General features: G+C 69.5%; 12 protein-coding genes. 8 read left to right on the top strand and 4 right to left on the bottom strand.

Annotated features, from left to right (window positions below):
* Nucleotides 1-135 precede the first annotated feature (135 nt).
* Nucleotides 136-324 carry a YjiS-like domain-containing protein gene (locus MPE_RS05235; RefSeq protein WP_011828647.1) on the bottom strand — a complete coding sequence of 63 codons (189 nt, stop codon included), beginning with the start codon at nucleotides 322-324 and terminating at the stop codon, nucleotides 136-138.
* A 94-nt stretch (nucleotides 325-418) separates the two neighbouring features.
* On the opposite strand from MPE_RS05235, the gene MPE_RS05230 reads away from it, so the two are divergent.
* Complete coding sequence (locus MPE_RS05230; RefSeq protein ID WP_011828646.1) at nucleotides 419-1,315, top strand: LysR family transcriptional regulator; 897 nt, start codon at nucleotides 419-421, stop codon at nucleotides 1,313-1,315.
* A 19-nt stretch (nucleotides 1,316-1,334) separates the two neighbouring features.
* Here MPE_RS05230 and MPE_RS05225 read toward each other — a convergent pair whose 3' ends face one another.
* Entirely contained in the window at nucleotides 1,335-2,192 is an 858-nt protein-coding gene (locus MPE_RS05225) for an undecaprenyl-diphosphate phosphatase (RefSeq protein ID WP_011828645.1), read from the bottom strand.
* A 255-nt stretch (nucleotides 2,193-2,447) separates the two neighbouring features.
* Here MPE_RS05225 and MPE_RS05220 point away from each other — a divergent pair, with 255 nt between their 5' ends.
* From MPE_RS05220 to MPE_RS05190, 7 genes are all read left to right on the top strand, one after another.
* Nucleotides 2,448-3,128, top strand: a complete 681-nt coding sequence (locus tag MPE_RS05220) for a TetR/AcrR family transcriptional regulator (RefSeq protein ID WP_011828644.1) — start codon at nucleotides 2,448-2,450, stop codon at nucleotides 3,126-3,128.
* Complete coding sequence (locus tag MPE_RS05215; protein WP_011828643.1) at nucleotides 3,125-4,312, top strand: efflux RND transporter periplasmic adaptor subunit; 1,188 nt, start codon at nucleotides 3,125-3,127, stop codon at nucleotides 4,310-4,312. Before MPE_RS05220 ends, MPE_RS05215 begins: the two co-directional genes overlap by 4 nt.
* Nucleotides 4,313-4,334: 22 nt before the next feature.
* A complete protein-coding gene (locus MPE_RS05210; protein WP_011828642.1) occupies nucleotides 4,335-7,544 on the top strand; it encodes an efflux RND transporter permease subunit in 3,210 nt (1,069 codons plus the stop codon).
* Nucleotides 7,545-7,605: 61 nt separating this feature from the next.
* Nucleotides 7,606-8,259 carry a protein-L-isoaspartate O-methyltransferase family protein gene (locus tag MPE_RS05205; RefSeq protein WP_011828641.1) on the top strand — a complete coding sequence of 218 codons (654 nt, stop codon included), beginning with the start codon at nucleotides 7,606-7,608 and terminating at the stop codon, nucleotides 8,257-8,259.
* Nucleotides 8,260-8,292: 33 nt separating this feature from the next.
* The gene (locus tag MPE_RS05200; RefSeq protein WP_011828640.1) at nucleotides 8,293-9,648 is read left to right on the top strand and encodes a TolC family outer membrane protein; all 1,356 of its coding nucleotides are present in this window, start codon (nucleotides 8,293-8,295) and stop codon (nucleotides 9,646-9,648) included.
* 55 nt (nucleotides 9,649-9,703) lie between these two features.
* A complete protein-coding gene (locus MPE_RS05195) occupies nucleotides 9,704-10,309 on the top strand; it encodes a DUF1415 domain-containing protein (RefSeq protein ID WP_011828639.1) in 606 nt (201 codons plus the stop codon).
* Complete coding sequence (locus MPE_RS05190; RefSeq protein WP_011828638.1) at nucleotides 10,281-10,820, top strand: M48 metallopeptidase family protein; 540 nt, start codon at nucleotides 10,281-10,283, stop codon at nucleotides 10,818-10,820. The genes MPE_RS05195 and MPE_RS05190 overlap by 29 nt, the downstream gene beginning before the upstream one ends.
* Here the strand turns inward: MPE_RS05190 and MPE_RS05185 are convergent.
* Both MPE_RS05185 and MPE_RS05180 read right to left on the bottom strand, forming a co-directional pair.
* Nucleotides 10,817-12,439 (bottom strand): flavin-containing monooxygenase, encoded by a 1,623-nt coding sequence (locus MPE_RS05185; RefSeq protein WP_011828637.1) that lies wholly within the window; start codon nucleotides 12,437-12,439, stop codon nucleotides 10,817-10,819. The genes MPE_RS05190 and MPE_RS05185 overlap by 4 nt on opposite strands.
* Nucleotides 12,440-12,489: 50 nt before the next feature.
* Nucleotides 12,490-12,774, bottom strand: coding sequence for a helix-turn-helix domain-containing protein (locus tag MPE_RS05180; RefSeq protein ID WP_041929545.1), 285 nt, complete (start codon nucleotides 12,772-12,774; stop codon nucleotides 12,490-12,492).
* Between the last annotated feature and the right edge of the window lie 5 nt (nucleotides 12,775-12,779).

Below are 12,779 nucleotides of genomic sequence, written 5' to 3'. Positions count from 1 at the left end.
GCGGTGACAAAGGGCGGACGAAAGTTCGCCCTTTGTCATGGAAAACGGGTTGCGGCCATTCTGCTCAGGTTCAACGCCAGGCATGCTCTGAGCTCCGGCCTCCCGTCCGTCGGCCAGACTCTCAGCCTCTTCACGCTAACGGGGCATCCGCGCCAATGCCGGGATCTCCGAGCGGCCGATGCCGAGATCCTTCAGTTCATGCTCTGACAGGGCCTGCAGTGCGCGTTCGGCGGCGAGGCGTCGGCGGCGCGTCGACCACGCCGCGCGCAGCCAGCGCAGCAGGGACGGCCGCAGGCCGGACCCGGTGTCGGAACTCGGTGTCATGACAAGCACTCCTCGGAAATTCATGCCGTCATCGTGCAACCGCGCGTGATATCGTGAAAGTTGAGATTACTGAGGCTTTCTATCAGACTTCCTGATGCGTGAGCTCAACCTCGACCAACTGCGCACCCTGGTGTCGATCGCCGACCTGGGCACGTTCTCGGCCGCCGCGAGGGCGCTGCACCTGGCTCAACCCACAGTCAGCCTGCACATCGGCGAGCTGGAATCGCGGCTCGGAACGCCGCTGGTCGTGCGCGGCAGCCGGCGCGTCTCGCCCACGGCCGCCGGCGCCGCGCTGATCGATCGTGCCCGGCGCCTGCTGCGCGACGCTGACGAGGCCATCGACACCGTGCAGCGCCACGCCCGCGGTCAGGCCGGGCGCGTGCGCCTGGGCACCTCGACCGGTGTGATCGTGCACCTGCTGCCGCAGGTGCTGAAGGTGCTCGAACATGAGCATGCGGGCATCGATGTGGAGGTGGCCATCCTCGGATCGAACCACTGCATGGAGCGGCTCACCGCCGGCACGCTGGACATCGGCCTGATCGCACTGCCGCAGCCGCCGGTGCGCGATCTCGTGGTGACGCACTGGCGCAACGACCCGATGAGGGCCTTCGTGCCGCCGCGCTGGCGTGCCCCCCGGGCGGCCACGCCGGACTGGCTGGCCGCGCAGCCGCTGATCTTCAACGATGCGACGACCCGCATGTACCGGATGACGATGGAGTGGTTTGCCGCCGCCGGCCACGCGCCGCGTGCCCGTATCGAGCTCAACTACACGGAGGCGATCAAGAGCCTGGTAGCGGCCGGGTATGGCGCCGCGATCCTGCCGATGGAGAGCTCGGCAGTCGCGGTGGCCGCGGGCGCCGATCCGGTGCAGCTGATCCCGCTGCGACCGGCGCTGACCCGCAGCCTCGGCGTGGCGCACCGCGCGCCGTCGTCGCTGGACGGCGCGACGCGGATCGTGCTCGCCACGCTGGAACGCTTCAGGCAGCGCTGAGCGCCGCCCTCCCTTCTGCTCAGTCCTTCCAGTCCACCCAGCCGCCCCAGGCGCTCAGCAGCACCAGGCCGCCGAAGGCGATGCGGTACCAGGCGAACACGGTGAAGTCGTGCGTCGACACGTAGCGGATCAGCCAGCGGATGCAGACCAGCGCGCTGAGGAAGGCGAACACCACACCGACCGCGAACACCGGCAGGTCGCCCCAGCTCAGCAGGTCACGCTGCTTGATCAGCGAATAGGCGCCGGCGCCCATCAGCGTCGGGATACCAAGGAAGAAGCTGAACTCGGTGGCCGCCTTGCGCGAAAAGCCGAACAGCATCGCACCGATGATGGTGGCGCCCGAGCGGCTGGTGCCCGGGATCAGCGCCGCGCACTGCACCAGGCCGACCTTCAGGGCGTCGAGGGCGCTCATGTCGTCGATCGTCTCGACGCGCGCCACGCGCCCGCCCTCGAGATCGCGATCACCGAACAGCGCCCGGTGGCGGCGCTCGACCCACAGGATGATCAGCCCGCCGACCACGAAGGCCGTCGCCACCGGCACCGGATGGAACAGGTGCTCCTTGATCAGCCCGCCCAGCGCGAGGCCGGAGATGACCGCCGGCACGAAGGCGATCAGCAGGTTGCGCACGAAGCGCTGCGCCACCGCCTCGTGCGTGATGCCGGCCACCGTGGCCCGCAGGCGCACCCGGTACTCCCAGATCACGGCGAACATGGCGCCGGTCTGGATCGCGATGTCGAACACCTTCACGATCTCGCCGGTGAAGTTGAGCAGCGACGCGGTCAGGATCAGGTGTCCGGTGCTCGAGATCGGCAGGAACTCGGTGAGTCCCTCGACGATGCCCATGATCGCGGCCTTGACGAGCAGCAGGATGTCCAAGAAAACGTCTCCGGTGCGGCAAAGCGATCGATGTTAGCTGCCGACCCTGACCGCGCCGCGCCGCCGGGCCACGGCGATTCCCATGATCGCGGGGATGCGTGAAGGCTTCACCGATCTTTACCGGATTGCCACCGGCGAGGCACCGTCGCGACGGCGCTCAGCGGCATCCTCGGCACTGCGGTCGGGATCTGCCGTGCCCGGTTTGACCCCCTTGCGGGCCGGCGCTACATTAATGACCGATCAGTCAGTAAATCCATGTCACGAACTGCCGACTCCCTCCCCTCCACCCGCCAGCGGCGCAAGGAAGCGCGCCCGCAGGAGTTGCTCGACGCCGCCCTCGATCTGTTCGTCGAGAAGGGCTTCGCGGCGACGCGCTCGGAGGAGGTGGCGGCGCGCGCCGGCGTCTCCAAGGGCACCCTCTACCTCTACTACCCCAGCAAGGAAGAACTGCTGAAGGCGGTGATCCGCGAGAACATCTCGCAGGAGATCGCCGAGGGCGAGGACATCGTGCGCGGCTTCGACGGGCCGACGGCCGAGTTGCTGGCCCACCTGATGGCCGAGTGGTGGCGCCGCATCGGCGAGACCCGCGCCTCGGGTATCTGCAAGTTGATCATTTCGGAAGTTCGCAACTTCCCCGACATCGCGCAGTTCTACCTCGACGAAGTGGTGCTGCCGGCCGAACGCATGATCGGCGGGGTGGTGCAGCGTGGCATCGACCGCGGCGAGTTCCGCCCGGTGGCGGTCGACGACGTGGTGCATGCCCTGATGGCGCCGATGCTGTTCCTGATGCTGCACAAGCATTCGATGGGCGCCTGCCCGAATCTGGACCGCCGCCTCGACGCGCCGCGCGTGGTCGCAATGCAGGTCGACCTGGTGCTCAACGGCCTCGTGCCGCGCACTGCGCCACGCGGCGGCCCGCGGAAAGCGAAGGCATGAAGCGCCGGGCGGCGTGGTGGATCGGCGCCGCCGTCGTGCTGCTGCTGGTCGGCGCGGCGCTGGGCGGCGGCCTGCTGGCACGCAAGGCCGAGCAGGGCCGCATGCTGGCGCGCCCTGCCGACGTGGCCCTCGAACTCGCGCCGCTGGACGTGGCCCGGGTTCAGCCGCGCGAGCTGCTGCGCACGCTCGAGATCACCGGCGCACTGAAGGCGGTGAATTCCGCGGTGGTGAAGGCCAAGGTGGCGGGCGAGGTGCAGCAGCTCAGCGTGCGCGAGGGCGATCGTGTCACGGCCGGCCAAGTGCTGGGTCGAATCGACGCGACCGAGTACGCCTGGAAGCTGCGCCAGGCGCAGGAGCAGTCGGCCCAGGCCGGCGCGCAGCTCGACATCGCCGAGCGCGCGCTGGAGAACAACCGCGCCCTGGTGAATCAGGGCTTCATCTCGAAGAACGCGCTCGACACGTCGGTCTCGAACGCGGCCGCCGCACGTGCGGCGTTGCAGGCGGCCCGGGCGGCTGCCGAACTGGCGCGCAAGGCCCAGAACGACACGGTGCTGCGTGCGCCGATCGCCGGCGAGGTGTCGCAGCGCGCTGCGCAGCCCGGTGAACGCGTGGCGGTCGACGCGAAGCTGGTCGAGATCGTCGATCTGTCGCGGATCGAGCTCGAGGCGGCGGTCGCGCCCGAGGACGTGGGCGCGGTACGCATCGGAGCGGCCGCCCGCCTGCAGGTCGACGGCATCGCGGCGCCGGTGCTGGCGCGCGTGGCCCGCATCAACCCGGCCGCCCAGGCCGGCACGCGTGCGGTAATGGTCTATCTCGCGGTCGAGCCCCAGCCCGGCCTGCGCCAGGGCCTGTTCGCCAAGGGGCGCATCGAGCTGGAGCGCCGCACCGCGAGCAGCGTGCCGGCGACGGCCGTGCGCATCGATCAGGCACGCCCCTATGTGCTGGCGGTCGAGGACGGCCGGGTGGTGCAGCACGGCGTCGAACTGGGCCTGCGGGCGGACGCCGCGGCCCGCGGCGACGAGGCGCTGGTCGAGGTGAACTCCGGCATCGCCGACGGCAGCACGGTGCTGCGCGGCACCGTGGGTGCGGTGCGCGAGGGCACCCGGGTGCGGCTGCCAGCGCCCGGCGAGGCGCCCGCGCCGGCCACCGCGTCGGCCTCTTCGGGCGCCACCACGACGCGCTGAAACGCAGGACAGCGACCGCCCCATGTGGTTCACCCGCGTCTCGATCGCCAACCCGGTGATGGCCACGATGGTGATGCTCGCCTTCGTCGTGCTGGGCCTGTTCAGCTACCAGCGGCTGTCGGTCGACCAGTTCCCCAACATCGACTTTCCCACCGTCGTGGTGCAGTTCGAATACCCCGGCGCCTCGCCCGAGATCGTCGAGAGCGAGGTGACGAAGAAGGTCGAGGAGGCGGTCAACACCGTCGCCGGCATCAACTCGCTGTACTCGCGCTCCTACGAGGGCAGCTCCATCGTCATCATCGAGTTCAACCTCGACGTCGACGGCCGCAAGGCCGCCGAGGACGTGCGCGAGAAGGTCGCGCTGGTCCGCCCGCTGCTGCGCGAGGAGGTCGAGGAGCCGCGCGTCTCGCGCTTCGACCCGGCCAGCCAGCCGGTCTTCAACGTCGCCGTGCTGTCCGAGGACGGCCGGCGCAGCACCCAGGAGCTCACCACGTGGGCCACCCAGGTGCTGCAGAAGCGCCTGGAGAACGTGCGCGGCGTCGGCGCGGTATCGCTGATCGGCGGGCTGGAGCGTGAGATCAACATCTACCTGCGGCCCGCGGCGATGGAAGCGCTGGGCGTCAGCGTGGAGCAGGTGCTGGCCGCGGTGAAGAGCGAGAACCAGGAGCTGCCGATGGGCGCGATCCGCTCGCGCGAGCAGGAGCGCGTGGTGCAGATCAACGCGCGCATGAAGACGCCGGAGGATTTCCGCGACATCGTAGTCGCGCGCAAGGGTGCCGCCGGCAACAACCTGAGCGCTGGCGCGCCGATCCGGCTGCGCCAGCTGGCCGACGTGGTGGACGGTCCGCAGGAGCTGGAGACGCTGGCGCTCTACAACGGCCAGCGCACCGTGCTGCTGTCGGTGCAGAAATCTCAGGGTGAGAACACCATCGCCGTGGTCGACGGGCTACAGCGCGCACTGGAGAACGCCCGCGACGTGACGCCGCCGGGCATCCGCACCGAGATCAACCGCGACAACTCGCGCTCGATCCGCGTGTCGGTGGCGAACGTCAAGCGCACGCTGATCGAGGGCGCGGCGCTGACGATCCTGATCGTGTTCCTGTTCCTCAACTCCTGGCGCTCCACCGTCATCACCGGCCTGACGCTGCCGATCGCGCTGATCGGCACCTTCCTGTTCATGTACGCGTTCGGCTTCACCATCAACACCATCACGATGATGGCGCTGAGCCTGTGCGTGGGCTTGCTGATCGACGACGCGATCGTCGTGCGCGAGAACATCGTGCGCCACGTGCAGATGGGCAAGAGCCCGCACCAGGCCGCACTCGACGGCACCCAGGAGATCGGCCTCGCGGTGCTGGCCACCACGCTGAGCATCGTCGCGGTGTTCCTGCCGATCGGATTCATGGGCGGCATCGTGGGCAAGTTCTTCCACGAGTTCGGGCTCACCATCGTCGCGGCGGTCCTGATCTCGATGTTCGTGAGCTTCACGCTCGACCCCATGCTGTCGAGCGTGTGGAACGACCCGCAGGCTCACGGCATCCACCGCGGTCCACCGCTCACGTTGTACGACCGGACCATCGGTCGCGTCACTGGCGCGTTCGACCGTTTCACCGGCCGGTTGTCGAACGGCTACCAGCGCATCCTGCGCTGGTCGCTCGCGCACCGGCTCGCGACGCTGGGCCTGGCCGCTGCCACCTTCGCGGGCAGCTTCTTCGTCATCCCGCTGCTCGGCGCCGAGTTCGTGCCCAAGGCCGACTTCTCGGAGACCCAGCTCAACTTCTACACGCCGGTCGGCTCGTCGATCGAACTCACCGAGCAGCGCGCGAAGCAGATCGATCAGGTGCTGCGCGAGATGCCCGAGGTGCGCTACACCGTCACCACCATCAACAGCGGCCAGGCGCTCGGCAAGATCTACGGCGCTGTCTACGTGCGGCTGGTCGACCGCAAGGATCGCGAACGCGACGTGGCGCAACTGGCGGTGCCGCTGCGCGAACGCCTTGCCGGCATCCCCGGCATCACGGTCACCAACATCGGCCAGACCGACCTGGGCGGCGGCAAGAGCCTGCAGTTCTCGATCCAGGGCCCCGATCTCTCCGAGTTGGCGCGCCTGTCCGCGCTGATCACCGCGAAGCTGCGTGACATCCCCGGCCTGGTGGATCTGGACAGCACGCTCAAGCCCGACAAGCCCACGGTGTCGATCGAGGTGAAGCGCGACGCCGCGGCCGACGCAGGGCTCAACGTCGACGCGCTCGCCGGCAGCCTGCGCACGCTCGTGGCGGGCACCACGGTGGGCAACTGGCGCGCGCCGGACGGCGAGAACTACGACGTGAACGTGCGCCTCGCGCCCGAGAGCCGCCACTCGCTGGCCGACCTGGCGCGGCTGCCGCTCAACGTGACGGCCGCGGCCGACGGCACGCCGCGCATCGTGCGACTGTCGCAGGTGGCCGAGGTGAGCCCGTCGACCGGCCCGAACCAGATCAACCGCCGTGACCTCAATCGCGAGATCAACATCGACGCCAACGCCTTCGGCCGCAGCTCGGGTGATGTGTCGGCGGACATCCGCAAGCTGCTCGACAGCGTGGCCTGGCCGCCTGGCTACCGCTACAGCTTCGGCGGCTCGACCAAGAACATGCAGGAGTCGTTCAGCTATGCGATCGGTGCGTTGGCACTGGCCGTCGTCTTCATCTACATGATCCTCGCCAGCCAGTTCCGGAGCTTCCTGCAGCCGCTGGCGTTGATGAGTTCGCTGCCGCTCACGCTGATCGGCGTGGTGCTGGCGCTGCTGGCGTTCCGCTCCACGCTCAACATGTTCAGCATCATCGGCATCGTGATGCTGATGGGCCTGGTCACCAAGAACGCCATCCTGCTGGTCGACTTCGCGATCCGCTCGCGCGAGGGCACGCACGGCGCCGCCGGGGAGCACGCCCCGATGGGCCGCGAGGACGCCCTGCTGCACGCCGCGCAGGTGCGCCTGCGGCCGATCCTGATGACCACGCTGGCCATGATCTTCGGCATGGTGCCGCTGGCCTTTGCGCTCAGCGAGGGTTCAGAGCAACGCGCGCCGATGGGCCAGGCCGTGATCGGCGGCGTGATCACCTCGTCGTTGCTGACGCTGGTGGTGGTGCCGGTGATCTACTGCTACCTTGACGACCTGGCCAGCTGGGCGCGTCGCCGCTGGCACCCGCACCGGCCGGCGCCGGGTGGTACCGCACAAGCGGACGCCCTGTCGTGAGACCGATACCACCCCCGAAATAGAATTCGCCGCCCTGCAAACCCCCTTCCGCGAGAGCCTCATGAACATCGAACAAGCCCGCTTCAACATGATCGAACAGCAGATCCGCCCCTGGGATGTGCTGGACTCCTCGGTGCTGTCGCTGCTGGCCGTGGTACGCCGCGAGGAGTTCGTGCCGTCGGCCTACCGCGCCCTGGCCTTCACCGACATGGAGCTGCCACTGGCCGAGGGGCAGTTCATGCTGTCGCCCAAGGTCGAGGCCCGCCTGCTGCAGGAGCTGGCGGTGCACAAGCACGAGCGCGTGCTCGAGGTCGGCACGGGGTCGGGCTTCATGGCCGCGCTGCTTGGCCACAAGGCCCGTGAAGTGCTCAGCCTCGAGATCCGCCCCGCGCTGGCGCTGCAGGCCCGCATCAACCTGCAGCGCGCGGCGGTCGTCAACGTCGAGGTGCGCGAGGCCGACGGTTCGCGCGCCACGGCAACCGACGGCCCGTTCGACGTGATCGCGCTGTCGGGCTCGGTGGCCGAGATCCCGCGCGGCCTGCTCGACCAGCTCAAGGTGGGCGGGCGGCTCGCCGCCATCGTCGGCCGGGATCCGGTGATGCGCGCCGTGCTCGTGACCCGCACCGAGGGCGGCGGCTTCCACAGCGTGGAGCTGTTCGACACGCTTGCGCCGCGACTCGACGGCTTCGGCGAACCCTCCTCCTTCAGTTTCTGATCCCGCGTGCCGGGTCCCTGCAGAAAGATCCCCATGCCCCAGCGTTCCCCGCACTGCCCGCCGTCGCCGCTGCCGCGGCGGCACCGCCTGGCCCGGGCGCTGACGGCCGGTCTGCTGCTCGGTGCCGCCGCGGTGGCGCAGGCTCAGAGCCTGCAGTCGCTGTACGACGCCGCACGCGGCTACGACGCCAGCTACCTGGCGGCCCGCGCGCTGGCCGATTCGGCACAGTTCCGCTACGAGCAGGTGAAGGCGCTCAACCGCCCGAGCGTGGCCCTGTCGGCGAGCACCACCCGCAGCGAGACCGACACATCGGCCGGCAGCGCGAGCGGCACCAGCACCGGCGCGCAGATCTCGGCGCTGCAACCGCTGTTCAACCGCAGCAACAGCAGCACGATCGATCAGGCCGAGAAGAGCTATGCGGTGTCGATGGCCGACCTCGAGAGCGCCGAGCAGGACCTGGTGGTGCGGCTGAGCCAGGCCTACTTCGACGTGCTGGCGGCACAGGACACGCTGGCGACGACACGCGCCAACAAGACCGCCATCGCCGAGCAGCTGGCCTCGGCGAAGCGCAATTTCGAGGTCGGCACCGCAACCATCACCGACACGCGCGAAGCGCAGGCCCGCTACGACCTCGCCACCGCGCAGGAGATCGCCGCCGAGAACGACCTGCGCGTACGGCGCATCGCACTCGACCAGCTCGTCGGGCGCACCGACGTCGAACCGCGGCCGCTGACGGTCCCGGTGCAGCTGCCCGAGGTGCTGCCGGCCAACGTGGAGGACTGGGTGACGCAGGCGGGCCAGTCGCCCAGCGTGCGCAAGGCCCAGCTGGCCTACGAGGTGGCGCAGCTCGAGACCGAGAAGGCGCGTGCCGGCCACCTGCCGACAGTCGACCTGGTGGGCGGCGTCGGCCGCAACCGCAACACCGGCCGCACCGCCGGCAGCGGTCTGAGCGGCAGCACCACCAGCGCGCAGATCGGCGTGGAGCTGAACCTGCCCCTGTTCGCCGGCTACTCGATCCAGAACCGCGTGAAGGAAACGCTGTCGCTGGAGGAGAAGTCGCGCAACGACCTGGAGTTCGCGCGCCGCAGCGTCACCCAGGGCACGCGCCAGGCCTACTTCACCGTCCAGTCGGGCCTGGCCACGGTGAAGGCCCTCGAAGCCGCCGAGGCCTCCAACAAGCTCGCGCTCGAGGCCACCCAGCTCGGCTACAAGGTCGGCGTGCGCGTCAACCTCGACGTGCTGAACGCGCAGACGCAGCTCTACACCACCCAGCGCGACCTGGCGCGCGCCCGCTACGACGTGGTGCTGGGCAACCTGCTGCTGCGCCAGGCGGCGGGCACGCTCAAGCCCGACGACGTGGGCAGCGTCAACCGGCTGCTCGCGCCCTGAGACTCGCCGGCAGGGCCGCGCGCCATCGCACGCGGCCGCACGGAACGCCCAGCCCATGTCGCCCCCGCCGCCGCCCGTCGACGCCGCGCTCGTGATCGCCCGCACCCGGGCGTGGCTGAGGCATGCGGTGATCGGCCTGAACCTCTGCCCCTTCGCCAAGGCGGTGGAGGCCAAGGGCCAGGTGCGCTATGTCGTCAGCGAGGCCGCCGAGCCCGAGCGCCTGCTCGACGAGCTCTGCCGCGAACTGCGCGCGCTGGCCGAGGCCGACCCGGCGGAGGTCGACACCACGCTGCTGATGCATCCGCAGGTGCTGGGCGATTTTCTCGACTACAACGACTTCCTCGACCGGGTCGATGCCGCGATCGAGCGCCTGGGTTTCGAGGGCGTGCTGCAAGTGGCGAGCTTCCATCCGGACTACCAGTTCGCCGGCACCGCGCCCGACGATGCCGAGAACGCCAGCAACCGTGCACCCTACCCGACGCTGCACCTGCTGCGCGAGGCCAGCATCGACCGTGCCGTGGCGGCCTTCCCCGAGGCCGAGTCCATCTACGAGGCCAACATCCGCACGCTGCGCGGACTCGGCCGCGAGGGCTGGGCGGCGCTGCAGGCCGACATCGAGCGCGACGCCCGCGATGCCCGCGACGCGCCCGACACGCGCTGAGCCGCACCGCGCCGTGTCCGCGCTCCCCTATTTGGCCCACTACCCCGAGGCGCTGCAGGCCCAGGTGCGGGCGGCGCTCGCGCGGGGCGGCCTGGCCGAGGGCCTGCGGGCGCGCTACCCGGAGGCCCACGAGGTGCGCACCGACCGCGCGCTGTACGACTACGTCACCGGCCTCAAGTCCCGCTACCTGCGCCAGTCCGAGCCGCTGAGCAAGGTGGCCTACGACCCGCGCCTGCACGTGATCCGCAACGCGCTGGGCACGCACACCGCCGTGTCGCGCGTGCAGGGCACACGCCTGAAGGCCAAGCGCGAGATCCGCGTGGCCAGCCTGTTCAAGGAGGCGCCGGCGGCGTTCCTGAAGATGATCGTCGTGCACGAACTCGCGCACCTGAAGGAGCGCGAGCACGGCAAGGCCTTCTATGCGCTGTGCACGCACATGGCCCCGGACTACCACCAGCTGGAGTTCGATCTGCGGGTGTGGCTGACGGTGGCCGAGCTGCCGCAGCGCTAGCCGATCGAGAAGCCCCGGTAGCGCTCCGCCGCCACCTCGGCGCACAGCTTGCGGTAGGCGCCGAAGCCGCCGATGTAGGGCATGAACACACGCGGCTTGCCCGGGACATTGGCGCCCATGTACCAGGAGTCCGCGCGCGGCAGCAGGGTCTTGTCGGCCAGCTCGTTGACGTGCGCCACCCAGGCCTCCTCGGCGTCCGGCGTCGGCTCGATGGTGGCCGCCTTGTGAGCGCGCAGGTAGTCGATGCAGTCGGCGATCCACTCGACATGCTGCTCGATCGAGGTCGGCATGTTGCCGAGCACCGACGGGCTGCCAGGGCCGGTGATCATGAACAGGTTGGGGAAGTCGGCAGTCGAGACCCCGAGGTAGGTGCGCGGACCGGCCGCCCACTTCTCGCCGAGCGTCACGCCCCCGCGTCCGCGGATGCCCAGTCGCGTCAGCGGGCCTGTCAGCGCGTCGAAGCCGGTGGCGAACACGATGATGTCGAGCGGATAGGTCTTCTCGCTGGTGCGGAGGCCCTGCGCGACGATCTCCTGGATCGGTGTTTCTCGCAGGTCGACCAGCACCACGTTGTCGCGGTTGTAGGTCTCGAAGTAACCGGCGTCCAGCGGCAGCCGCTTGGTCGCGATCGGGTAGCCCTGGGGGATCAGCTTGCGCGCCACCGCGGGGTCACGCACCGCCTCGCGGATCTTCTGGCGCACGAAGTCGGCGGCGGTCGCGTTCGCCGCCTCGTCGACCAGCAGGTCCTTGTAGCTGCCGAACATCCACTCGAAGCCGCCCTTCTGCCAGTTGGCCTCGTACTGCCGCTGGCGCTCCTCGGCGTCGACGTCGAAGGCACCGACGCTGCTGAAGTCGTACGGTTGGCCGATCGAGCTCCACTTGCAGGTTTCGCGGATCTGCCGGATATCGCGCCGCAGCCGGGCCTGCTCCTCCGGACCGAGGTCGCGATTGCCGTTCGGTACGCTGAACTGCGGCGTGCGCTGGAACACCGTCAGGTGAGCCGCCTGCCGGGCGATGATGGGGATGGCCTGGATCGCGCTCGACCCGGTGCCGATCACGCCCACGCGCTTGCCGCTGAAGTCCACGCCCGCGTGCGGCCAGGCGCCGGTGTGGTGCTGCTCACCCTCGAAGCTGTCCCTGCCGGGGATCGCGGGCACCTGGGCCGACGACAGGCAGCCCACGGCCGTGATCAGGTAGCGCGCCTCGACCCGTTCGCCGGTCTCGGTCTCGACCGTCCACAGCGCGCGCTGCTCGTCGTAGGTGGCGCCCGTCACCGCGGTGTCGAAATCGAAGGCCGGCTTCAGGTCGAGCTTGTCGGCCACGTACTCCAGGTAGCGGAGGATCTCGGCCTGCCCGGGGAAGCGCCGGCTCCATTGCCAGCCCTGCACGAGCTCGTCGGAGAAGGAGTACGAGTAGACCCACGACTCGGAGTCCGAACCGGCCCCCGGATAGCGATTCCAGTACCAGGTGCCGCCGACCCCGCCGCCGCGCTCGAAGGCGCGCAGCGACAGCCCCATCTCGCGCAGCCGGTGCACCATGTAGAGGCCGGCGAAGCCGGCCCCGATGACCACTGCGTCCACCCGGGCAGCCCGGCTGCCGCGCTCCTCTTTCACCGACATGGCAAGGGGCTCCTTCGGCATCACGCTGCTCGTCTCGTCGCGCCGGCTGGTCAGTCGATCAGCCTCAGGGCCCGGGCGGCATTGATGGCCTGCAAGCGGTTGCCGACGCCGAGCTTCGAGTAGATGTTCTTCAGGTGAAACTTGACCGTGTTCTCCGAGACGAACAGCCGACCGGCGATCTCGCGGTTGGAGATGCCGTTGAAGAGCGACTGCAGCATCTCCTTCTCGCGGCCCGACAGCGGTTCGACATGGAAGCCGTCGTGCAGGCCGGGGCGTTCCATCACGTCGATGCGCTGGCGCGCCGGGGACTCGCGGAACGGGAGGAATGAATCCATCGGTC

Source organism: Methylibium petroleiphilum PM1 (assembly GCF_000015725.1).
GTDB lineage: Bacteria > Pseudomonadota > Gammaproteobacteria > Burkholderiales > Burkholderiaceae_C > Methylibium > Methylibium petroleiphilum.
Note: the sequence above shows the minus strand (reverse complement) of the source record. Positions and strands in the feature narration are given on the sequence as shown.

Excerpts from the sequence above, each read along its gene's own strand:
- MPE_RS05235 (WP_011828647.1), bottom strand. The coding sequence starts at position 324 with ATGACACCGAGTTCCGACACCGGGTCCGGCCTGCGGCCGTCCCTGCTG.
- MPE_RS05230 (WP_011828646.1), top strand. The coding sequence starts at position 419 with ATGCGTGAGCTCAACCTCGACCAACTGCGCACCCTGGTGTCGATCGCC.
- MPE_RS05220 (WP_011828644.1), top strand. The coding sequence starts at position 2,448 with ATGTCACGAACTGCCGACTCCCTCCCCTCCACCCGCCAGCGGCGCAAG.
- MPE_RS05215 (WP_011828643.1), top strand. The coding sequence starts at position 3,125 with ATGAAGCGCCGGGCGGCGTGGTGGATCGGCGCCGCCGTCGTGCTGCTG.
- MPE_RS05210 (WP_011828642.1), top strand. The coding sequence starts at position 4,335 with ATGTGGTTCACCCGCGTCTCGATCGCCAACCCGGTGATGGCCACGATG.
- MPE_RS05205 (WP_011828641.1), top strand. The coding sequence starts at position 7,606 with ATGAACATCGAACAAGCCCGCTTCAACATGATCGAACAGCAGATCCGC.
- MPE_RS05200 (WP_011828640.1), top strand. The coding sequence starts at position 8,293 with ATGCCCCAGCGTTCCCCGCACTGCCCGCCGTCGCCGCTGCCGCGGCGG.
- MPE_RS05195 (WP_011828639.1), top strand. The coding sequence starts at position 9,704 with ATGTCGCCCCCGCCGCCGCCCGTCGACGCCGCGCTCGTGATCGCCCGC.
- MPE_RS05190 (WP_011828638.1), top strand. The coding sequence starts at position 10,281 with ATGCCCGCGACGCGCCCGACACGCGCTGAGCCGCACCGCGCCGTGTCC.
- MPE_RS05185 (WP_011828637.1), bottom strand. The coding sequence starts at position 12,439 with ATGTCGGTGAAAGAGGAGCGCGGCAGCCGGGCTGCCCGGGTGGACGCA.
- MPE_RS05180 (WP_041929545.1), bottom strand. The coding sequence starts at position 12,774 with ATGGATTCATTCCTCCCGTTCCGCGAGTCCCCGGCGCGCCAGCGCATC.